Here is a 19925-nt window from a genome sequence, read left to right as displayed (position 1 = left end):
GCCCGCAACCGATGGTGACGTTTTTAAAATTTCTGCTTGCGCGCTTCAAAGCGACGTTTTCTTTCTTGTTTTTCTTCCCAGGTAGGCGCGACATAATTCCACATGTCGCGCCTATTTAGCGCGCCCATTAAGTCTGCGAGTTTACCCACTCCGATCTCCGCCGCATTGACCAAGTGTTGCGATGCTCCGCCACCTCCTTCCGGCTTTGCAATGACGATAAAGTCTCCACTCCCTAGCTCTGCTGGTCGATTTATATAGTCCATGTCGGTGAATTTATAAGAATCAGACAACCAAACCAGCACATATCCATACCGCTGACGACGAATACGATAGAGAAAATGTTCATCAGTGCTGATATCTTCTACAGAAAGAACGGCATCATGCTCATGCATCCTTTCTATAAAATACTGCGGAATCGTGTAATATAGGTCTTTCGTCACTTAACTTCCTCCGTAGCGGATGCTCTAGATACAAAAGATTCGATATGATCAGATTGGGATATATGAAATAGTTGAATGTGAAGCCGCAGGCCAAATCGATTATAGAAATCTGACTTTAATCTAGAAACTACTTCCCTAGCATGCCATTCTCTAAAAACCATAATAACGTCAACGTCGTTTATATAAAAACTTTTCAAAATTGAGCCAAATAATATACATTTATCAATCAAATGAAAATTTTCTTCTTTTTCGTTATGGAGCCAATATCTGATTTGCGTTATATCATGCATGAAGATTTACGATATCTGACGCTTCTCTTGGAAACTGATGCTCCCTGTAATCTGCTTCGTCATCCAGCACGTGAGCTCGGAACGCGTCAATATGATCCAGCCAACGATGAAAGATCGGGCGGTATTCAACCGGAACCTCCGACAGATTATCTGTTATTAGCGACCGAATCTGAGCATTGTTCTCGACTATCGTTTCACGCATTTGATACCAAATACCGAGATCCAGTCGAACGATTTTGGGCAATCCGTTGCCACGACCGCTATTAGGTCCGAAACGGGAGAATATCCTATAATTTTCGTCCATGATTGGTTTGATGGAACGACAAAGATTGCGAAATCGACTTCGCCAAAGGCCTCTACTGACTTTGTGGCTATCTAAGTTAGCACCTCGCTTCCGGCGTATTACCCAGCGAACAAAAAACACCGAAGCAGTTACAAGAGCTGTCAGAGCTGCGATCCAAGTCGCGGCATCAAGCCCTAGCGGCTTGCAGTTAGAAAGATCCTGCGCCTCCCATGCGCGTTGGCACACGAACGTAATGTTTTCGCTACTCATGATTCGACTTTAACATCGAGGGCATCATTGCTCCATTTGAAATGGATGTTGAGGCTATTTCGGCAATAGAGCATACAAATAGCATCAGGATAAAGCAGTTGGGAGGCGGCATGGGGTGGCGAGGAACTCTTAGGGCCATGGAAGCGGCTTCACGCCGCGCCAATCGTGAAGCAGACCGCAAGTGGAAGGCTCAGCAGCAAGCGCAAGTCGCAGCCAACGCTGAAGACGCCGTTGACGACTGGCGAACGCATCTGCGGGACATCGTATCGCTACACGTCAATACGATCGACCATATCGATTGGCATGCCCTCAAGCGCCAAGCAGCTCCGCCGTCACCAGTGAGGCAACGCAAGAATGAAGATGCAGCCCAAGAAAAACTCGACCTATTCCGTCCCCGACTGTTCGACTTCGTGTCAGGCGGATCGCAAAAGAGGCAGCAGAAGCTGGTTGACGCTATCGGCGATGCACAAAGATTTGACGAACAGGAGTTTCTGAGATCGGTCGAGCAACATAAGCAGGCACATTCTGAGTGGGAGACAGACAGAGCGTTGGCTACTCGGATGCTGGCAGGAGATATTGCCGCGCAGAGAGATGTGATCGGCGAAATGACCTCGTGGAAGGATGAGGGTCTGATTGGAACGAGCATGTCATTTTCCATCTCGGAGAATTTCTTGCACGCCATTGCGCATGTCCACGATGACGACGTGGTTCCAACGTTCCGCCGCAAGCAGCTTCAGAGCGGCCGGTTGTCCGAAACAAAAATGCCGGTCGGAGAGCGGTACGAACTTTATCAGGATTATGTTTGTAGCGTCGCGCTGAAAGTTGCTGGCGACCTGTTCAGCGTCCTTCCACGCAACGAGATATTCGTTACCTGTTGTGCAAAAATGCTCGACAAATCTACCGGGCATTTATCAGATATGCCCATTCTCTCGGTGCAGATCGTCCGCGAAACCTTCAAAACGCTACGGCTTTCGTCAATCGATCCCTCGGACTCGATGAAAAATTTCAATCACCAAATGAGCTTTAAGCGCACTAGTGGGTTCAGCCCTATCGAAGCGCTTAAACCAATCGGTTGACGAATTGGGGTCATTACACTCACACCGATGCGCGCCCGAAACCCCCTCTACGTCATGGCCAAGCCGCCGCCGGAGGTGCAGACGGCGATCGCCGCGCTGCCGCGCAACGACCCCGGGCGCGGCCCCGACCTTTTCCATGTCACGCTCATCTCGCTCTACGACCTGCACTATGCGCCGCCTGAGTGGCTGCCCGCGACCATCGCCGCGCTGGACGGCTTCGCCGCGCCGCCCTTCCCGCTCCGCTTCGACCGGATCGAGAACCGCAAGGCGGTGACGCTGCGCACGCGCGAGCCGCTGGCCGAGGCGCGGGCGTTCCAGAAGGCGCTGGTCAATCATCTGCTGCGCGAAAAGGCGCCGATCATGGACGGCACCACCCCCGAACCGCATATCACGATCAACTATCGCGGCGACCGGCTGGGGTCCCAGACATTGAACGCGCTGAAATTGCCGCCGATCGGCTGGACGGTCGACGAGATCATCCTGACGGAAAGCATCGTCGGCAAGACCACCCATGTCGAACATGGCCGCTGGCCGCTTGGCGAGGGTGCGGGCTGACGGATTTCAGTAGATCGAACGGCGGGCATAGCCGATGCGCGCGCGGCGTCGACAATCGTCCGTCCGAAGCGCCCCGAAACGACACCGCTCCGGCGGCGCCTTCAGAACACCACGGACTCGGGTATCGAAACCATGGCGCTCGAAACCCGCAGAGTGACGCCTTGCGCGGTGGCATTGTGGTTGGTGATTTCGACCGCCTGAATACCGTGCGCGCCGGGTTTCAGCGTCACCGAACAGCCGAGCGGAAAGGTGGCGAGATTATTGTGCCAGCTATACGTCTTTCGCGCGCATTCCACGCCGTCGACCCGGATCGCAAACACCGTCGTCGCGTTGTCGCCCGCATTGGTCATGACCGATATCGTGGCCTCGATGGCCACAACCTCTTCCTTGTCCACGGTCACCACTGCCTTCACATGCTGGCGATCGACCTCGACTTCGCGATAGGTCGCCGCATGCGCGCCAACCCCGCTCAGAAGCGCGACGGCCAGAATCCCGGCTCTCAATGATGTCATGGTCATTCCCCCCTTTCCCGCGCATCGTGCACGACCGAACGGCCGCCCGGTCGAAGGCCCAACGGGACGAAACTAAACCGCCACCGCCGATGCCGCATCACGGACATCATCCAAAAGGGACCTATTCTCTCCCGCTTGCGGACGCACCGGACCCCGCATTGCCATGCGCCGCCGCGGAGCCTATCCTCGCTCCACGCAAAGGCTGTCCCATGTCGCACCCCTCGAACATCGTCCATTGCACCGGCCCCGCCGACCCGCACGCGCTCGACGGCATTTCGCGGCGCCACCGCAGCGGCGACCTCGACAAGCTTTGCCCGGTCTGCGCCGGTTACGGCCAGTGGAACACGCAGATCGACCTCGTCAGCCACCGCTCGATCCGCCACGCCTGCCCCAAATGCGACGGGCGCGGCTGGATCGAGACCGGCGACGACATGGTCCCTTCGCCCGACATCGTCCGCGACCCCGGCGCCCCACCGCGCTGGACGGTGCGGCTCGACGCGTCCGACGACCGCGAATAGGCGGGGTCAGCTCTCGTCCACAACGGCGACCGCCGGCCGCCAGCGCCAGATCAGCAGCAGCAACGCGGTCAGGATGAAGATCGCGAACCCCGACAGCATCCACGCGTTGACATACCATTGCTCGCCCCAGCTGAACTCGCCGCCCATGATCTTCGCCCAGCCGCGAAAATGCTGCGTGCAGGCGACCGCGAGGCCGAACAAAGCGAAGATCGCCGACAAATATCGCACCAGCCAGTGCGCCGGGTTGGGCAGGATCAGCAGCACGCCCAGCACGCCGATCATCGTGCGCTGCACCCGGCAATAGGGGCAGTGATAGACAAGGTCGGTCAGGTCGACCGTCCAGGTCAGGATCGACAGCAGGATCGCCGCCAATCCCACGGCGCGGCGATGCCGCAACAAGATATCCGGCAGATCGTTCAGCATGATAGTCTCCCCCTCCGGCCCGGCATCCCCCACCCGCCCGCCGGCGTCAAGCCGCAACCCGGGCGCTTTTAACGACGGGAGCGTCCGGCCTCGCCACCGCCCGGCGATGAATAGCAATGCACGCGCCGCTCCCCCCTCGCCGCACGCGCCGAAGCGTGTAAGCTGCGCAAAAATACGGGAGAGTGCCGATGATCGCCGCCTGGCTCGCCGCCGCGCTGCTGCTGGTCCTGCAAGCCGCGCCTGCCGCCCCCGACCCGCGCCGCCCGGCGCCGACCCTCGACAGCGTGCCCCCCGTCGTCCCCGAGCTCACGCACCCCGCGGTGCTGATCGTCAGCAAGACCAACGGCTATCGCCACGACAGTATCGCAGAGGCGGTGCCCGCGATCGAAGGCCTCGCCAAGGCGCGCGGCTGGAGCAGCTTCGCGACCGAAAATGCCGCGGTGTTCAACCCGCGCGACCTTGCGAAATTCGACGTCATCGTCTTCGCCAACGCCAGCGGCGACATCACCACCCCCGACCAGCGCGCCGCTTTCCAGGCCTTTCTCTCGCGCGGTGGCGGCTTCGTCGGGCTGCACAGCGCGGGCGACGGCAGCCATCCGGGCTGGTTCGTGCGGGTGCGCGGCAACGGCAATTTCATCGGCCACCCCGGCGGCGCCGACCAGTTCCAGGCCGCCGACATCGTGGCGCTCGACCGCAGCCACCCCGCGACACGCGCGCTGCCGGCGCGCTGGCGCTGGACCGACGAATATTACAGCTGGGACGCCGAACCCGCCGCCGACGCGCATATCCTCGCGCAGCTCGACGAGAGCGGGATGCGGCTCGAGCCAAAGCTCAAGATGGACACCGGCCACGCGCTGATCTGGTGGCGCTGCGAAGGCCGCGCGCGCATCTTCTATTCGGCGCTCGGCCACCAGGCCGCGGCATGGAGCGACCCCGCGCACCTCGCCATGCTCGACGGCGCGATCGGCTGGGCAGCGCGGCAGGACGGGACGGGCTGCGGCTAGGCCGGCTCGACGACCTCGACCGCCGCCGCGCGCTCGATCGCCGCGCGCCAGCCCGGCTCGACCGTCAGCCCGAAATGCTCCGACAGCGCCGCCGCGATTCCGTCCGCCGACAGGATATGCTGCTCGGCCTCGTGGCCCGGCCGGCGGATCGTCAGCCGGTTGTTGCCCAGCGCGTAACGCGCCTCCGCGGTCGTTCGCGCGACCATCAGCTGGTGGGTGAAATGCGACGCCGGGTGCGTCGCGGTGTACCAGTTGCCGACCTCATAATCGATCGCGGGCGGCGCATGATGCTCGAAGTCGTAGAGCGCCGTCCAGGTCCCGCCAAGGTCGGCCTCGAGCCGCGACACCGCGCCCAGCGGCACGATGCGATAGCGCTCGTGCAGGGTCGGCTGGACCTCTGCGGTGTCCATCGCGAGCGGCCCCAGCGGCACCGCCGATCCGAAACCGACGTCGACCAGCCACGCCTGGCCGCCGAGCATCACGCGCGTCATCTGGTGGGTGCGCGGGGTCGGCGGGGCGTCGTCGGGCAGCATCCAGCGCACCCGCGCGATCCGGCCCTCGGCATCGAAACCGATCGCGCGCAGCACGCGCAGGAACAGGCTGTTCTGTTCGAAACAATAGCCGCCGCGCCCGCCATCGATCAGCTTGGCATCGACCGCCGCGGGATCGAGGTCGACCCCCTTGCCGGTCAGCGGACCCAGCGCCTCGAACGGGATCGCCGCGATATGCGCCGCCTGCAGCGCCGCGAGCACCTCCCATGTCGGGGCGAGCGGGCCGTCATAGCCGATGCGCGCGCAGTAACGCGGCAGATCGACGGCGGCTGGAACATCATGGGGCATTGAAAAATCTCCGGTCGGCGAATCGGGAACCCGCCTTATGAAAGCTCAACCCCGGTTGAGATCAAGCGCCGATCGCGCCGCTATTTCTTGACCCGCCACTCGCGCATATAGGTCGATTGCTCGCCATATTTCTTGCCGTGCGCCACCGCCTGCTCGGCGAGTTCCTCGGTCGTCGAGGCGCGCGCACGATCCTGTTTGATCAGGGTATCGCGGCGGATCGGGATCAGCTGCGCGATCGGCGTCCCCGCGGGCAGCACATGCTCGCCGACCGGCCCGGTCCAGGCGAAGGGCAGGTTCACCGTGGTGTCGAAACGATCGCAATCGACGAAGCCCGAAAAACAGGTGAAGGGCAGGTCGGGCCGGCTCAGCGGCTGGACGAACAGCACCGAATAGCCGCCCGGCACCTTGATCCGCCAGGGATTGATGAACTTCAGCGGCATCACGCTTTCGAACGGCGGTTCGGGCGCCCCGATCTGGCCCGGATGATGCTGTTCGAGCGGCGCGAACGGCACCCCCTCGGCCCAGCCCATCTGGATCGACACCCGGTCCTCGGGCACGACGATCAGCACGTCGAAAGGCAGCGGAATCACGAACCCCAGCGAAAAGGCGTCGGTCATCGGCAGGCACGCCTTGGCGGTCATCGCGGGCAAGCCGTTTTCATAGCTCATGCCCATTTCGCGGTTCAGCCGCTTGAACCAGTCGGGCGCAAAGCGGATCGCGCGTTCGGGCGGCGGAATCTTGCCGGCAAGTTCGGGATCGCAAAGGAATTCGATCACCGGCGCCGCGCTATCCGCCGCCGGCGCTGCCGGCGCGGCCGCCGGCTCCATCCCGCCGATGCCAAAGCTTATCTTATATCCGCTCATCGCCCCGTCCTTCGGCACCACCGTGTCGCAAAAGCCGCGCGCTGACAATCGTCCACACCCGCCGCGCCGCTTCAATAGACGTTGCGTTCGCTCCGCAGTGTCGCCTCGCCATTCTTCCAGTCGATCTCGGCCGCGGGTTCATCGGGGCCGTCGGGCGCGAACAGTTCATAGACCACGCCGCCATCGGCCTGCGTGCTTTCGATCACCCGCGCCGGCGCGAACCGATCGGGCGCGACATCGGCCGCCGCGCGCACCGCGGGGGGGACGTCGGACCAGGCGATATCGCGCTGGATTTCGACGACGCGATAGGCGCCATTTTCCTCGATCACGTCGATTTCGATATCGCTGCCGTCGTCGCGCGATCCTTCGACGTCGTAAAAGACCATGCCGCCGCGTGCCTTGCGCGTCGCGCCCGCGATCGTCATGTCGGGCACGCGCGACAGCACCGCGGCGCGCACCCCTTCGGGCAGGCTCGCGGCATCGATCGCGGTCGTCTCGGCAACCGGGCCATCGGGCAGCACCGCCTTCCCGTTCGCCGGCGGCGGCTCGGATGCGCCGCCGCATCCCGCCAGCCCGAGCATCAACCCCGCCATCACCCACCGACCACGCCGCATCATGTCACTCCCGTCATTGCGTGCGCCCTCCTATCGCCGCGCCGTGCGCAAGTCGACGAAGCATTCCGGATTCGACTCTTCGGCAGGTAGAGAACATAATAAGAACATTGATTCGATTCGGAGACGTCTCATGGCACCCAATTTCCGCTATTTTCTGGGCTACCAGGTGGCCGCCGACCGCGCCGGATGGCTCGCACGGCATCTGCCGCCGGTTTCGCGCGATCTGTTCGTCGGCCTCAGCCCGCATCGCTATCATCTGACCCTCTGCACGATCGCCGAAACCGCGCTGCCGCACCCCTTTTTGCGCCAGCAGGTCGAGCGTGCCTTGGCCGCCGGCTTGCCGGCCGCCGCCGCGATACCCTTTGGCCGCATCGTCGCCCGCGAGGCGGGGGCCGAACTCGTCACGGCGGGCGATATCGGGGCGATACGCGCCCAATATGAAGCGGTGATCGCCCGCCTCGCGCGCGAAGGCATCGCGCCCCTGCATCGAAAATCGGGTCTCCGCCCGCATATCACGCTCGGCTACGGCAAGGCCGACTTCGATCCGGCCCCGCTCGCGTGGACCTGGACCCCGCACGAACTCGTCCTCATCGAAAGCCATGTCGGGCATCGGCGCCACCGTCGGTTGCAGGGCTGGACGCTGCCGCCGCCGGCGCAGGGGCTATTCGACTTCATGGCCGACGAACTGCCGCCGATCCGGCGGGCCGCCTAGTTTTCGAGGCTATGTTCGAGCGTGATCTCGCAATCGAGCAACTTCGACACCGGGCAGTTCATTTCGGCCTCTTTGGCGATTTTCGCGAACTCCTCGGCCGAAATGCCCGGCACCTTGGCAGTCAGCGTCAGCGCCGAACTCGAAATCTCGAACCCGCCCTCGACCGGATCGAGCGTCACCGCGGCGCTCGTCTCGAGGCTGTCGCCGCTATAGCCCGCGCGCGCCAGCCCGAACGACAATGCCATGGTGAAACAGGCCGCGTGCGCCGCCGCGATCAACTCCTCGGGATTGGTCCCCGGCACGCCTTCGAAGCGCGTGCCGAACCCATAGGGCTGCTTGTCGAGCACCCCCGATTTTGTCGTGATCGCCCCCTTGCCCTCCTTGCCGAAACCTTCGTAGCGGGCGGATGCGCGATTGACGGTCATGACATGTCTCCTTGGTCGGACGGAAAAGGGGCGGGACTCGGGGGTTCGGCCCGAACGCTAAGCAGCTTAAGCCACGCCCCCGCGCGCTGCCACGCCTTTTCGTCGAAGAAGCGGCGGCGCCCCGCCACGCGCCTATGGCTTGATCTTGCCGACCAGCGATACCGCCGTCGCCCTGGCGCTGTCGTTCGGCGCGCTGCCGACCGTCAGGATGACGAAGCGGCTGTCGTCGAGGAAGACGTTGAGCTGGTTGATCCCGGGCACGAAAAAGGCGCCCTTGCCTAGCCCCGGCACATCCTCGATCTTCTTGTCCGAAAAGGCCGCCATCGTTTTCGCGGTCGTCGATTTCGCCAGCGCGATCGCCTCGGGCGTATTGTCGGCGATCGGCGATTTGCGCGTCATCAGCGTCGCGCTGCCGCCGCTTGCCAGGCGATAGGTGCATTCCGACGTCGCGGCATTGGCGCCCTCGGCCTTGTTGACGAGGCCAAGGCTCGTTTCGGTGACCTTGTCCTTGAGCGCGTCGCCCACCGCCGCCTTGTCGAGCAGCGCGCAGGCATCGCTCGCATCCCAGCCGTCCACCGCGGCCGCCTTCGCCTCGCCGCCGCCCGTGGCGTCCTCTTTCGCGCCGCCGCCGCAGCCGGCGAGCAGCAATGTGCCCAGCGCCGCGGCGATCACACCCTTCACACTCTTGTCCATCCGAAATCTCCCTGCCGATATCGCGCGACCCGCAGCGACGATGCGCCCAAGCCTGCGCAACCGCAAGATCGTCCGCGATTATAAGATGATGAAGCTTCAGCGGCGCCCCCGTACCACCCCCGCCTTGTCGAGTTCGGGTCCCAATCGTCCGGTCAGCCACAGCGCCCACATCCGGAAATCGGCGGCGAGGCTCCACAACGGATAGGTGAAGGTCGCCGGCCGGTTCTTCTCGACCCCATAGTGCGCCACCCACGCAAAGAAATAGCCCGCAAGCGGCAGCGCGACCAGCCCCATCCAGCGCCCGGTGACGACCGCGGCGATCGCGATCAGCACGACCAGGCTGGTCCCGACATAATGGAGCGCGCGCGTCGACGCCTTGCTGTGCTCGCGCAGGTAAAAGGGCCAGAAGGTCGCGAAGCTGGTGTAGAGCCGGGGCATGGGGCGAGGATGATAGCGTTGACGGCGAGGGTCAAGCCGGCGGGTCCAACAGCGGCATTGGGATGGGAAGCGGACCTTGCCGCTCCTCCCTGTCGCGCAGCGATGGGGAGGTGGCAGCGCGAAGCGCTGACGGAGGGGCTGACGCGGTCAAAGGCTGACGCAAGGCCGCGGCCCCTCCACCACCGCTTCGCGGCGGTCCCCCTCCCCATGGCTGCGCCACAGGGAGGATTTATGCCGCGATCGGTCGACAGCAACCGCCGCAGGTTCGCCAACAAACGCCCATCCCGTCACATTGACGGCCACAACCCCATGCGCGTCGCGCCGCGCGAAGCGCTTCGTTTCCCCGGCCTCGAACCTCGCGGGGCCGGGGAACAGACGGGGGCGGACCGGATCGAGCGAGGCCATGCAAGGAAAAGCCCTCCCGCCGGGGTCGCGTCGGCGGAAGGGCTTCCTTGGACCCGGACCGGGCGGAGGGCCGATCCGGGGACGAAAATATTCTGGTGACGGCCCGCCCCCGGCCGGCCCAATTGCCGGCCGGGTCCTGGGGGTGTCACCGGATGCGGGCGGCGGCTTCGCGGACCTTCTGCACCGCGGGGAGCAGCAGGCCGATCAGCGCGTTCACGGGGCCGTTCGAAATCGTCATGCCGCCGGCGGCGGGCTGCGCCGACTGCGCCATCGCCGGGGTCGCCGAGAGGGCGACGGTGAGCGCGAGAACAGGGGCGAGGATCAGGGTCTTGGTCATCTTATAGTCCTTTCGAACGGGGTCGAACTTGGGTGTCGTGTTTCAAAACTGGCTCGGGGCGTTCCCGATGGCCGGCTTATGGCGGCGCGCGCGCCGGCCGGCCGTGACGCACATCACTGGCCCCGAAAAATGTTCACAACGCTTTGGAAAGGAAGAAGGAAAATCTTCGGATTCTTCTTCGCCGGCGAACCCTAGCCGCGAATTAGCCGCGTTTGAGCTTCACCAGCGCGGTGTCGAGCGCCTGCAGAAAGGCCGAGCGGTCGGCCTTTGAAAAGGGCGGCGGCCCGCCCATGCCGTCGCCCATCCCGGCGCGCAGGTCGGCCATGATCGCGCGCGTCGCGATCGCGGGGCCGATCGACGCGAGCGTGAAGGGCTTGCCCGTCGGCGCGAGCACCGTCGCTCCCGCCTTCAGCGCCCGGTCGGCGAGCAATATGTCGGACGTGACGACGATGCTGCGCGGCGTCGTCGCCTCGGCGATCCAGTCGTCGGCGGCGTCGAAGCCGTCCGACACGGTAATGCGCTCGATCAGCGGATGGTCGGGTACGCGCAGGCGGCTGTTGCTGACGACCTTGACCGCAACCTCGTGCCGCCAGGCGACACGGTAGATTTCGTCCTTTACCGGACAGGCATCGGCGTCGACGAGGATGACGGGCGACGTCATCGCGCCGCCCCCACCCGCCGGTGCCGCGGCCTTATTTCTTCATATTGTCGAGTCCGGCGACCACCCCGGTCTTGGTCGACGGGTTGCTGGCGTTGGGCTTTTTCGGCTTTTCGGCCTTGGGTTTGCGGGTTTCGCGGCTCGATTTCTTCTGGCTCTTGGCCATGGTCAATACCTTGGAGGCGACGGACGCCTGTGCCCGTCGCCCACGACCCTAGGCGCAAGACGCCCGCGCGTCGCCTGTTTCCGGCGCGCGCGGTCATCCGTGGACCCCGTCCCACAGCAATTTTGCGCCGAGCAGCACCATCAGCGCGTAGATCACGACATAGAAGCGCGCCGGATCCATCCGCTTGAGCCAACGCACCGTGAGCAGCGTGCTGACGATCGCGAGCGGCATCAGCAGCAGCGCCGCGACCACCACCTCGTGCGGAAAGGCACCCAAAGCCAGGTATGCGGGCACCTTCATCCAGTTGACGATCGCGAACAGGATCGCGCTGGTGCCGATGAAGGTCAGGTGCGGCAGCTTGCGCGGGGTCACCCACATCTGGAACGGCGGGCCGCCGGCATGCGCGATCTGGCTGACGAACCCCATCGCCGTCCCGAACAGCGTGCCGACCCAGCCCGGCGACTGCGACGCCGCGACGATACGCCCGCCCCGTTCGACCCACAGCCGGTACAGCCCGAACGCCAGCGTGATCGCCCCCAGCGCCGCCATCAGCTGCGCTTCGTTGACGCGCTCGGCATAATACCATCCCGCCGCCACCCCGACCGCCGCGCCGGGCAGCATCCAGCCGATGATCCACCCGTCCCAGGTCTGGCGAAACGCCCAGACGCTGACGACATCCTGCACGATCAGGATCGGCAGCAGCAGCGCCGCGGCGGTCGCCGGCGGCAGGACGAGCGCAGCGAGCGGCGTCGCCAAGGCACCGACCCCGGCGAGCCCGCCCTTCGCCATACCGAGCAGAATCACCGCGACGATCAAAATCGCCAGCGTCATCGGGTCGGCCAATATGCTCATTCGGCGTCCGGCGTCTCGGGCAATTGCCAGTCGATCGTGCCGCGCCCCTTCGCGGCGAGGAATGCATTGGCCTGGCTGAACGGCTTCGACCCGAAGAAGCCGTTGTGCGCCGACAGCGGCGAGGGGTGCGGCGCGCGCAGGATCAGGTGCGGGCTGTCTGCGCCCAGCCCCGGCACGTCGGCGGCCTTGCGCTGCGCATGGCTGCCCCACAGGATGAAGACCTTGGGCGCCGGATCGGCGGCGACCGCCGCGACCGCGGCGTCGGTGAAGCGCTCCCAGCCGCGTTTCTGGTGCGACGCCGCCATGCCCGCCTCGACCGTCAGCACATTGTTGAGCAGCAGCACGCCCTGCGCCGCCCAGCTTTTGAGATAGCCATGCCGCGCCGGCGCGATGCCGAGGTCGTCGCGCATCTCCTTGTAGATGTTGACGAGGCTCGGCGGCGTCCGCACCCCCGGCTGGACCGAGAAGCACAGCCCGTGCGCCTGGTCGGGTCCATGATAAGGATCCTGCCCCAATATCACGACGCGGACTTGCCTTGGCGGCGTCGCGTCGAGCGCCGCGAACCAGTCGCGGGGTTTGGGATAGATGGTCTTGCCCTTCGCGCGCTCGGCGGCGAGATACGCCTTCAGCTCGCCCATATAGGGCAAATCGAACTCGCCGCCGATGCGGGCGAGCCAGTCGGGATGAAGCTTGACCTCGGCCATGCGGCCTTTGACCGGAGCCGGCGCGCCTTGTCCAGCGGCTATTCCATCGCTAGGCACGGCGCGCAGACAGGGGATCATTTGATGGCGATCGGCGAAGCACTGGATCAGCTCGAGGCGGTGGTGAAGGCACGGCTCGCCGCGGGCGACGCCGAAGCCAGCTATGTCGCCAGCCTCGCCGCCAAGGGACGCCGCAAGATCGCGCAAAAGCTGGGCGAGGAGGCGGTCGAAACCGTGATCGCGGCGGTCAGCGAGGACGACGCCGCGCTGGTCGGCGAAGCAAGCGACCTCCTCTTCCATCTCGCGATCCTGCTCGCCGACCGCGGCCTCGGCTGGGGCGCCATCGCGACCGAACTCACCCGCCGCCACGGCACCTCGGGCCACGCCGAAAAGGCCGCCCGCCCCCGCTAGGAGCTCTCCATGCCGATCGACGCCACCCTCCCCTATGACGAGACCAACATCTTCGCGCGCATCCTGCGCGGCGAGCTGCCGTGTACGAAAGTCCATGAAGACGACTTCAGCCTCGCCTTCCACGACATCAATCCGCAGGCGCCGCTGCACATCCTCGTCATCCCCAAGGGTCCCTATGTCAGCTGGGACGATTTCTCCGCGCGCGGCAGCGACGCCGAAATCGCAGGCTTTATCCGCGCGGTCGGCCAGGTCGCGCGCGATGCGGGCCTCGTCGCGCCGGGCTATCGCCTGCTCGCCAATGTCGGCTTCGATAGCCATCAGGAGGTTCCGCATCTGCATGTCCATATTTTTGCAGGACAAAAATTGGGTCCGATGCTGGCCCGCTGAGTCGGCCAAACGCCTGGTCGCGCCAAAATCTGCGACGACCCGTTTCATTTCGTCGGCGAACCGTTGACTATTCGCCCGCGTTTCGGCACATAAGACGCTGGGTCTTTGGGAGGCAGCGATGGCGCGTTTTTGGCAAGGACTCGGGGTGCGATTCGCGGCGAAGGCCCGTCTCGCGCTGATGCTCCCGCTCGCCATGGCGGTCGCCGCCGCGAGCGGCGACACCATCCCGCAGGTCATCCTCGCCACCCCCGGCAGCGCCGGCACCGGCGACGGCACGATCAGCCGCTTCACCCTGCGCTTTTCCGAAGACATCGTGCCGCTGGGCGATCCGCGCGCCAAGGCCCCGGCGACCAACGACTGCAAGCTGCCCGCGACCGGCCGCTGGGTCGACACGCGCACCTGGGTGCTCGAATTCGAAAAATCGCTGCCCGGCGGCATGAGCTGCCACGTCGAGCTGCTCCCGACGCTCAAGACGGCAAGCGGCGTTTCGGTCGGCGGCAACAGCCGTTTCGAGATCGACAGCGGCGGCCCCTCGGCGCGCGCGGTGCTCGTCGGCGGCACTTACGATGGGGTCGAGGAGGATCAGATCTTCCTCGTCGCGACCAATGTCGCCGCCGACCGCGCCTCGGTCGGCCGCTTCGCCTATTGCGCGGTCGACGGCATCGGCGAGAAGATTCCGGTCGACGTGCTGGGGTCCGACACCGCGAGCGAAATCCTCGACGGCCTCGGCAACAACAATTGGGACCGCCAGGAATTCGCCTATAATGGCAATCTCCCGCTGCGGCTCGCCGCGGGGCCCGACCGCGCCGCCGCGCTCGAACGCATCGTGCCCGTCAAATGCCGCCGCCCGCTGCCCCCCGGCCGCGAGATGGCGCTCGTCTGGGACGCGCGCATCCAGCAGGCGGGTGCGCCCAGCCGCACCGCCGGCCGCGACCAGCGCTTCGACTACGACGTCCGCCCCGCCTTCACCGCGAAAATGTCGTGCAGCCGGATCAACCCGCAGGCGGGCTGCAACCCGATCAAGGACATCACGCTCAGCTTCGCGTCGCCGGTCGCGCGCGACACCGCGCTCGCCGCGACGCTCACCACCGCCGACGGCAAAAAGCTGACGCCCAAGCTCGACGACGACGACAAGAATGACGCGCATGTCACCTATGTCCGCTTCAAGGGGCCGTTGCCGCAGAATGTCGACGCGACGCTGATCCTGCCCGCCGACGTCACCGACCAGAGCGGCCGCAAGCTGCAGAACCAGTCGAATTTCCCGTTGAAATTCCACATCGACCGCGCCCCGCCGCTGGTCAAGTTCGCCGCGGAATTCGGCATCCTCGAGGCCGGCGAGGGCGGCGTGCTGCCCGTCACCGTGCGCGGGGTCGAGGCTTCGCTGGTCCAGGCGAACCTCAAGATGCCCGCCAATATACTGAAGGTCGGCGACGACGATGCCGCGATCGCCCGATGGCTGAAGCGCGTCGACGAGGCCGACAACAGCGATTATCGCGAGGAACGCGACGCGACCGGCAAGGAAGTCACCGTCAACTACACCGGCAGCAAGTCGGTGTTCGACGGCGCTCCTGCGGGGGGCGAGCGCCGCGACATGGTGCTGAGCCCGCCCGCCGGCGGCAAGGAGTTCGAGGTCGTCGGCATCCCGCTCGGTGAAAAGGGTTTCCATGTCGTCGAGATCGCCAGCCCCGAACTCGGCGCCGCGCTGCTCGGCCGCAAGTCCACCCGTTATGTCGCGACCGCCGCACTCGTCACCAACATGGCGGTGCATTTCAAATGGGGCCGCGAAAATTCGCTCGCCTGGGTGACCTCGCTCGACACCGGCCTGCCCGTGCCCGGCGCCGAGATCCGCGTCACCGACAGCTGCACCGGGCGCCAGCTCGCGCGCGGCACCGCCGACAAGGCGGGCCGCCTCGCCTTCCCGAACGGCCTGCCGCAACCCGAAACCTATGCGAGCTGCGAAGAAAAGCCCGACATGGCGGTCAGCGAGGGCCATGCGCTGATGGTCAGCGCGCGCAGCGGCGACGATTTCAGCTTCACCCTCACCGACTGGGGCGACGGCATCCGCCCCTATGACTTCGACCTGCCTTATGGCTGGTCCGAACGCGACGACATCCTTCACACCATCTTCGACCGCGCGCTGGTCAAGGCGGGCGAGAGCGTCAACATGAAGCATGTCCTGCGCCGCCCGGTCGGCACCGGCTTCGCCGCGCCCAAACCGATCGCGGGCAAGCTGCGCCTCGTTCACCGCGGCTCGGACACCGAATTCACCATGCCGTTCAGCATCGACGCGTCGGGCAGCGGCGAGAATGTCTGGAACGTCCCCGCCTCGGCGCCGATGGGCGATTACGACCTCGTCTTCGTCACCAAGGACAAGGATGGCGAGGACAAGACGATCTGGTCGTCGCAATCGATCAAGGTCGACGAATATCGCCTGCCGACGATGAAGGCTACCGTCACCGGGCCGAAACTGCCGCCGGTGCGTCCGACGCAAATTCCGCTGTCGCTGTTCGTCGGCTATCTGTCGGGCGGCCCCGCGCCCAACCTGCCGGTCGAGATGCGCACCAGCTTCTCGCCCAGCTGGTCGCCGCCCGAGGATTATCGCGACTGGGACTTCGACGGTCAGCCGGTCAAGGAAGGCACGATCCAGCTCGACGACAGCGGCGAGGAACCCGCCGCCGACCTGCCGCTCGCGCGCTCGGTGCCGCTCGTCCTCGACGCCAACGGCAGCGCGACGACCAATGTCATGGTCGACCAGCCGATCACCGAACCGACGCAAATGGCGGTCGAGATGGATTATGAGGACGCCAATGGCGAGACCTTGACCTCCAGCCGCCGCATCACCCTCTTCCCTTCGGCGGTTCGCCTCGGGCTCAAGACCGACGGCTGGCTGATGCGCGACAACGACCTGCGCCTCAATTTCATCGCGCTCGACCTCGACGGCAAGCCGCTGTCGGGCCAGCGCGTCTCGGTGGCGGTCTACAGCCGCGAGATCATCACCGCCCGGCGTCGCCTGATCGGCGGCTTCTACGCCTATGACAACCAGATGCGCACGCGGCGCCTCGACGCGACCTGCTCGGCATCGACCGACAAACTCGGTCGCGCGCACTGCGCGATGGCGCCCGGCATTTCGGGCGAGGTCACCGTCGTCGCGACCACCGTCGACGCCGACGGCAACGAGGCACGCGCCGTCCGCTCGGTCTGGCTCGCGGGCGACGACGACTGGTGGTTCGGCGGCGACAATGGCGACCGCATGGACGTGATCGCCGAAAAGCCGCGTTACGCCGCGGGCGACACCGCGCGCTTCCAGGTTCGCATGCCCTTCCGCGAGGCGACCGCGCTGGTCACCGTCGAACGCGAGGGCGTGCTGTCGAGCTTCGTCGTGCCGCTCAAGGGCACCAACCCGGTGGTCGACGTCAAGCTGCCCGCCAGCTACGCTCCCGACGTCTATGTCTCGGTGATGGCGGTGCGCGGCCGCGTCACCGGCGACGAAAGCTGGTTCCGCAAGCTGAAACGCGCTGCGGGCTTCAAGATCGAAAATAGCGAGGGCGCCCCCGCGACCGCGCTCGTCGACCTCGCCAAACCCAGCTATCGCATGGGCATCGCGCGGATCAAGGTCGGCTGGGAAGGCCATCAGCTCGGCGTCAAGGTCAAGGCCGACAAGGCGACCTACGCCGTCCGCGAAACCGCCAAGGTCGCGATCGAAGTCAAAGGTCCCGACGGCAAGGCGCCCGCCAATGCCGACGTCGCCTTCGCCGCGGTCGATGAGGCTTTGCTCCAGCTCGCGCCGAACGAAAGCTGGAAGCTGATCGACGCGATGATGGGCGAACGCACCCTCGACGTGCTGACCTCGACCGCGCAGATGCAGGTCGTCGGCAAACGCCATTATGGCCGCAAGGCGCTCGAACCGGGCGGCGGCGGCGGCGGCGACCTCAGCGGCCTGACCCGCGAGGACTTCCGTCCGGTGCTGCTGTGGAAGGGCCGTGTCCCGCTCGATGCCAAGGGCCGCGCCACCGTCGACGTGCCGCTCAGCGACAATCTGTCGGGCTTCCGCCTCGTCGCGATCGCGACCAACGGGTCGCAGCTCTTCGGTACCGGCGAGACGAGCGTCCGGACCGTGCAGGATCTCGGCGTCTTCGCCGGGCTTCCCGAGCTCGTCCGCACCGGCGACGCCTATGACGCGCGCTTCACGCTCCGCAACGGCACCGACAAGGCGATGGAGGTCACCGCGACCGCGACGCTGTCGCCCGCCGTCGCCACCGCGCCGCCGCTCACCGTCACCATCCCCGCGGGCGGCGCGGTGCCGATCAGCTGGCAGATGACCGCGCCCGACCTCGTCGGCCCGATCGAATGGACCGTCGAGGCGTCGGCAAAGGGCGGCAAGTCGCGCGACCGGCTGGTCTTCCAGCAGGTCGTCGAACCCGCGGTACCGGTCGAAACCTGGGCCGCCAGCCTGTTCCGTGTCGGCCCCGACACCAGCTTGGCCGTAGGCATTCCCGAAGGCGCGCTCACCGGCGGTTATATCGACATCGCGCTCGCGGGCACCCTCGCCCCGCCGCTGTCGGGCGTGCGCGATTATATGGGTGTCTACCCGTATAACTGCTTCGAACAATCAACCTCGCGCGCCGTCGCGCTCGGCGATGTCGGCCGCTGGCAGGCGCTGGCGGGGGCGATCCCGACCTATCTCGATAAGGACGGGCTGCTGCGTTACTGGCCCAACGACCGGCTCGAAGGGTCGCCGGAGCTGACCGCCTATGTGCTCGCGGTGACCGCCGCCAACGGCTTCGCCATCCCCGAGGATTCGAAAGCGAAGATGATCAAGGCGCTGCAGGCGATCGTCGAAGGTCGCCTGACCCGCAAGGGTTACGGCCCCTATGACATCCGCCCGGTCCGCGTCGCCGCGCTGGCGGCGCTCGCCCGCAACGATGCGTCGAGCCCCAAGCTCGTCGCGGCGATCGACATGGCGCCGGTCGACATGGCCACCGGCACCCTCGCCGACTGGCTGGTCGCGATCGAACGCACCCCCAACGTCCGCAACGCCCCGGCGCTGCGCACCGCCGCCGAGGCCGAGCTGCGCAAGCGCCTCGTCTACGAAGGCACCCGCGTCGATCTCGTCGACGATGCCAAGGCGCCCTGGTGGATGATGGTCAGCGGCGACGAAATGGCGATCAAGGCGCTCGACGCGGTGCTCGGCCGCAAGGGCTGGGAGGATGACGCGGGCAAGCTGATGGTCGGCGTCGCGCAGCGCCAGCGCAGGGGCCATTGGGACACCACCCCCGCCAACGCCTGGGGCGCGACCGTCGTCCGCCGCTTCGCCACCCTTTATCCGGCGGCGGCGATCACCGGCGTCACCCGCATCAGCCTCGCCGATGCGAGCGCGGCGCAAAGCTGGCCGCTTCCTGATACAACCAGCCCGCTCCGCGTGCCGCTCGTCACCGGCAAGATGGCGCTGCAACACCAGGGCACCGGCACGCCCTGGGCGGTGGTCAGCGTCAAGGCCGCCGTGCCGCTCAGGGAGCCGCTCAACGCCGGGTACCGGATCAAGCGCTCGGTCAGCGTGGTCAAGGCCGCCGACCCGAACCGCCTCGTCCGCGGCGACGTGATCAAGGTGCGGATCGAGGTCATCGCCGCCGCCGGACGGACCTGGGTCGTCGTCAACGACCCGATCCCGCCGGGCGCGACGATCGTCGGCAATCTCGGCGGCCAGTCGCAGATGCTCGCGGCGCAGGCCGGGGGCGAGGGCGTCTGGCCGAGCTATGTCGAACGCGGCAAGGACAGCTGGCGCGGTTACTTCGGCTGGATGCCCGCGGGCACCCACGCGGTTGAATATGTCGTGCGCCTCAATGGCTCGGGCCGCTTCAACATGCCGCAGACGCGCGTCGAGGCGATGTACTCGCCCGCGATCCGCGGCCAGTGGCCGAACGCCCCGCTGACCGTGGCGGCTGCGGCGAATTGATGGCCTCGGCGCCCGCCTTCAAAACTCCGTCATTGCGAGCGGAGCGAAGCAATCCAGAGCGGCTTGCCACACCCTGGATTGCTTCGCTTCGCTCGCAATG

At 65.6% G+C, this 19925-nt stretch carries 23 protein-coding genes; 8 read left to right on the top strand and 15 right to left on the bottom strand.

Annotated features, from left to right (window positions below):
* Window positions 1-23: 23 nt before the first annotated feature.
* Together AC07U1_RS06725 and AC07U1_RS06720 are read right to left on the bottom strand one after the other, a co-directional pair.
* Window positions 24-440: a hypothetical protein gene (locus tag AC07U1_RS06725; RefSeq protein WP_495177060.1), complete on the bottom strand. Its 417-nt coding sequence runs from the start codon at window positions 438-440 to the stop codon at window positions 24-26.
* 282 nt (window positions 441-722) lie between these two features.
* On the bottom strand, window positions 723-1283 hold the full coding sequence (locus tag AC07U1_RS06720) for a hypothetical protein (RefSeq protein WP_495177061.1): 561 nt from the start codon (window positions 1281-1283) through the stop codon (window positions 723-725).
* A gap of 137 nt (window positions 1284-1420) precedes the next feature.
* Between AC07U1_RS06720 and AC07U1_RS06715 the strand changes: the two genes are divergently transcribed.
* Both AC07U1_RS06715 and AC07U1_RS06710 read left to right on the top strand, forming a co-directional pair.
* Window positions 1421-2359, top strand: a complete 939-nt coding sequence (locus tag AC07U1_RS06715; RefSeq protein WP_495177062.1) for a hypothetical protein — start codon at window positions 1421-1423, stop codon at window positions 2357-2359.
* A gap of 27 nt (window positions 2360-2386) precedes the next feature.
* On the top strand, window positions 2387-2914 hold the full coding sequence (locus tag AC07U1_RS06710) for a 2'-5' RNA ligase family protein (RefSeq protein ID WP_495197667.1): 528 nt from the start codon (window positions 2387-2389) through the stop codon (window positions 2912-2914).
* Between the two features lie 101 nt (window positions 2915-3015).
* Here the strand turns inward: AC07U1_RS06710 and AC07U1_RS06705 are convergent, their stop codons facing one another.
* Window positions 3016-3432 carry a hypothetical protein gene (locus tag AC07U1_RS06705; protein ID WP_187139671.1) on the bottom strand — a complete coding sequence of 139 codons (417 nt, stop codon included), beginning with the start codon at window positions 3430-3432 and terminating at the stop codon, window positions 3016-3018.
* A 203-nt stretch (window positions 3433-3635) separates the two neighbouring features.
* Between AC07U1_RS06705 and AC07U1_RS06700 the strand changes: the two genes are divergently transcribed.
* Window positions 3636-3944 (top strand): hypothetical protein, encoded by a 309-nt coding sequence (locus tag AC07U1_RS06700; protein ID WP_495177064.1) that lies wholly within the window; start codon window positions 3636-3638, stop codon window positions 3942-3944.
* A gap of 6 nt (window positions 3945-3950) precedes the next feature.
* On the opposite strand, the gene AC07U1_RS06695 is transcribed toward AC07U1_RS06700, so the two are convergent.
* Window positions 3951-4367, bottom strand: coding sequence for a hypothetical protein (locus AC07U1_RS06695; RefSeq protein WP_187139673.1), 417 nt, complete (start codon window positions 4365-4367; stop codon window positions 3951-3953).
* A 188-nt stretch (window positions 4368-4555) separates the two neighbouring features.
* Between AC07U1_RS06695 and AC07U1_RS06690 the strand changes: the two genes are divergently transcribed.
* On the top strand, window positions 4556-5371 hold the full coding sequence (locus AC07U1_RS06690) for a ThuA domain-containing protein (protein ID WP_495177065.1): 816 nt from the start codon (window positions 4556-4558) through the stop codon (window positions 5369-5371).
* Here the strand turns inward: AC07U1_RS06690 and AC07U1_RS06685 are convergent.
* The 3 genes from AC07U1_RS06685 to AC07U1_RS06675 all read right to left on the bottom strand — a co-directional run bounded on the left by AC07U1_RS06685 (window position 5368) and on the right by AC07U1_RS06675 (window position 7687).
* Window positions 5368-6210 carry an arylamine N-acetyltransferase family protein gene (locus AC07U1_RS06685; protein ID WP_495177066.1) on the bottom strand — a complete coding sequence of 281 codons (843 nt, stop codon included), beginning with the start codon at window positions 6208-6210 and terminating at the stop codon, window positions 5368-5370. The two genes, AC07U1_RS06690 and AC07U1_RS06685, sit on opposite strands and share 4 nt — an antisense overlap.
* Before the next feature lie 80 nt (window positions 6211-6290).
* Window positions 6291-7073: a hypothetical protein gene (locus AC07U1_RS06680; RefSeq protein WP_495177067.1), complete on the bottom strand. Its 783-nt coding sequence runs from the start codon at window positions 7071-7073 to the stop codon at window positions 6291-6293.
* Between the two features lie 71 nt (window positions 7074-7144).
* On the bottom strand, window positions 7145-7687 hold the full coding sequence (locus AC07U1_RS06675; RefSeq protein ID WP_200937967.1) for a hypothetical protein: 543 nt from the start codon (window positions 7685-7687) through the stop codon (window positions 7145-7147).
* Window positions 7688-7817: 130 nt separating this feature from the next.
* Between AC07U1_RS06675 and AC07U1_RS06670 the strand changes: the two genes are divergently transcribed.
* A complete protein-coding gene (locus tag AC07U1_RS06670; RefSeq protein ID WP_495177069.1) occupies window positions 7818-8399 on the top strand; it encodes a hypothetical protein in 582 nt (193 codons plus the stop codon).
* On the opposite strand, the gene AC07U1_RS06665 is transcribed toward AC07U1_RS06670, so the two are convergent.
* The 8 genes from AC07U1_RS06665 to ung form a co-directional block, all read right to left on the bottom strand.
* A complete protein-coding gene (locus AC07U1_RS06665; RefSeq protein ID WP_056342393.1) occupies window positions 8396-8824 on the bottom strand; it encodes an OsmC family protein in 429 nt (142 codons plus the stop codon). The genes AC07U1_RS06670 and AC07U1_RS06665 overlap by 4 nt on opposite strands.
* A 132-nt stretch (window positions 8825-8956) precedes the next feature.
* Window positions 8957-9517 (bottom strand): hypothetical protein, encoded by a 561-nt coding sequence (locus AC07U1_RS06660; protein ID WP_056342390.1) that lies wholly within the window; start codon window positions 9515-9517, stop codon window positions 8957-8959.
* A 96-nt stretch (window positions 9518-9613) separates the two neighbouring features.
* Window positions 9614-9955, bottom strand: coding sequence for an Mpo1-like protein (locus AC07U1_RS06655; RefSeq protein ID WP_056342387.1), 342 nt, complete (start codon window positions 9953-9955; stop codon window positions 9614-9616).
* Window positions 9956-10505: 550 nt separating this feature from the next.
* Complete coding sequence (locus tag AC07U1_RS06650; protein WP_056342384.1) at window positions 10506-10697, bottom strand: hypothetical protein; 192 nt, start codon at window positions 10695-10697, stop codon at window positions 10506-10508.
* A 202-nt stretch (window positions 10698-10899) separates the two neighbouring features.
* On the bottom strand, window positions 10900-11358 hold the full coding sequence (locus AC07U1_RS06645; RefSeq protein WP_495177070.1) for a YaiI/YqxD family protein: 459 nt from the start codon (window positions 11356-11358) through the stop codon (window positions 10900-10902).
* Window positions 11359-11389: 31 nt separating this feature from the next.
* Entirely contained in the window at window positions 11390-11521 is a 132-nt protein-coding gene (locus AC07U1_RS06640) for a hypothetical protein (RefSeq protein ID WP_262407904.1), read from the bottom strand.
* A 93-nt stretch (window positions 11522-11614) separates the two neighbouring features.
* Window positions 11615-12373, bottom strand: coding sequence for a sulfite exporter TauE/SafE family protein (locus tag AC07U1_RS06635; RefSeq protein WP_495177071.1), 759 nt, complete (start codon window positions 12371-12373; stop codon window positions 11615-11617).
* A complete protein-coding gene (ung, locus tag AC07U1_RS06630; RefSeq protein WP_495177072.1) occupies window positions 12370-13077 on the bottom strand; it encodes a uracil-DNA glycosylase in 708 nt (235 codons plus the stop codon). The genes AC07U1_RS06635 and ung overlap by 4 nt, the downstream gene beginning before the upstream one ends.
* Window positions 13078-13164: 87 nt before the next feature.
* Between ung and AC07U1_RS06625 the strand changes: the two genes are divergently transcribed.
* From AC07U1_RS06625 to AC07U1_RS06615, 3 genes are all read left to right on the top strand, one after another.
* A complete protein-coding gene (locus AC07U1_RS06625; RefSeq protein WP_495177477.1) occupies window positions 13165-13485 on the top strand; it encodes a phosphoribosyl-ATP diphosphatase in 321 nt (106 codons plus the stop codon).
* A 9-nt stretch (window positions 13486-13494) separates the two neighbouring features.
* The gene (locus AC07U1_RS06620) at window positions 13495-13872 is read left to right on the top strand and encodes a histidine triad nucleotide-binding protein (RefSeq protein WP_495177073.1); all 378 of its coding nucleotides are present in this window, start codon (window positions 13495-13497) and stop codon (window positions 13870-13872) included.
* A gap of 118 nt (window positions 13873-13990) precedes the next feature.
* The gene (locus AC07U1_RS06615; RefSeq protein WP_495177074.1) at window positions 13991-19825 is read left to right on the top strand and encodes an alpha-2-macroglobulin family protein; all 5835 of its coding nucleotides are present in this window, start codon (window positions 13991-13993) and stop codon (window positions 19823-19825) included.
* Window positions 19826-19925 lie beyond the last annotated feature (100 nt).

This window comes from Sphingopyxis sp. GW821-FHT02C12 (assembly GCF_059421785.1).
Note: the sequence above shows the minus strand (reverse complement) of the source record. Positions and strands in the feature narration are given on the sequence as shown.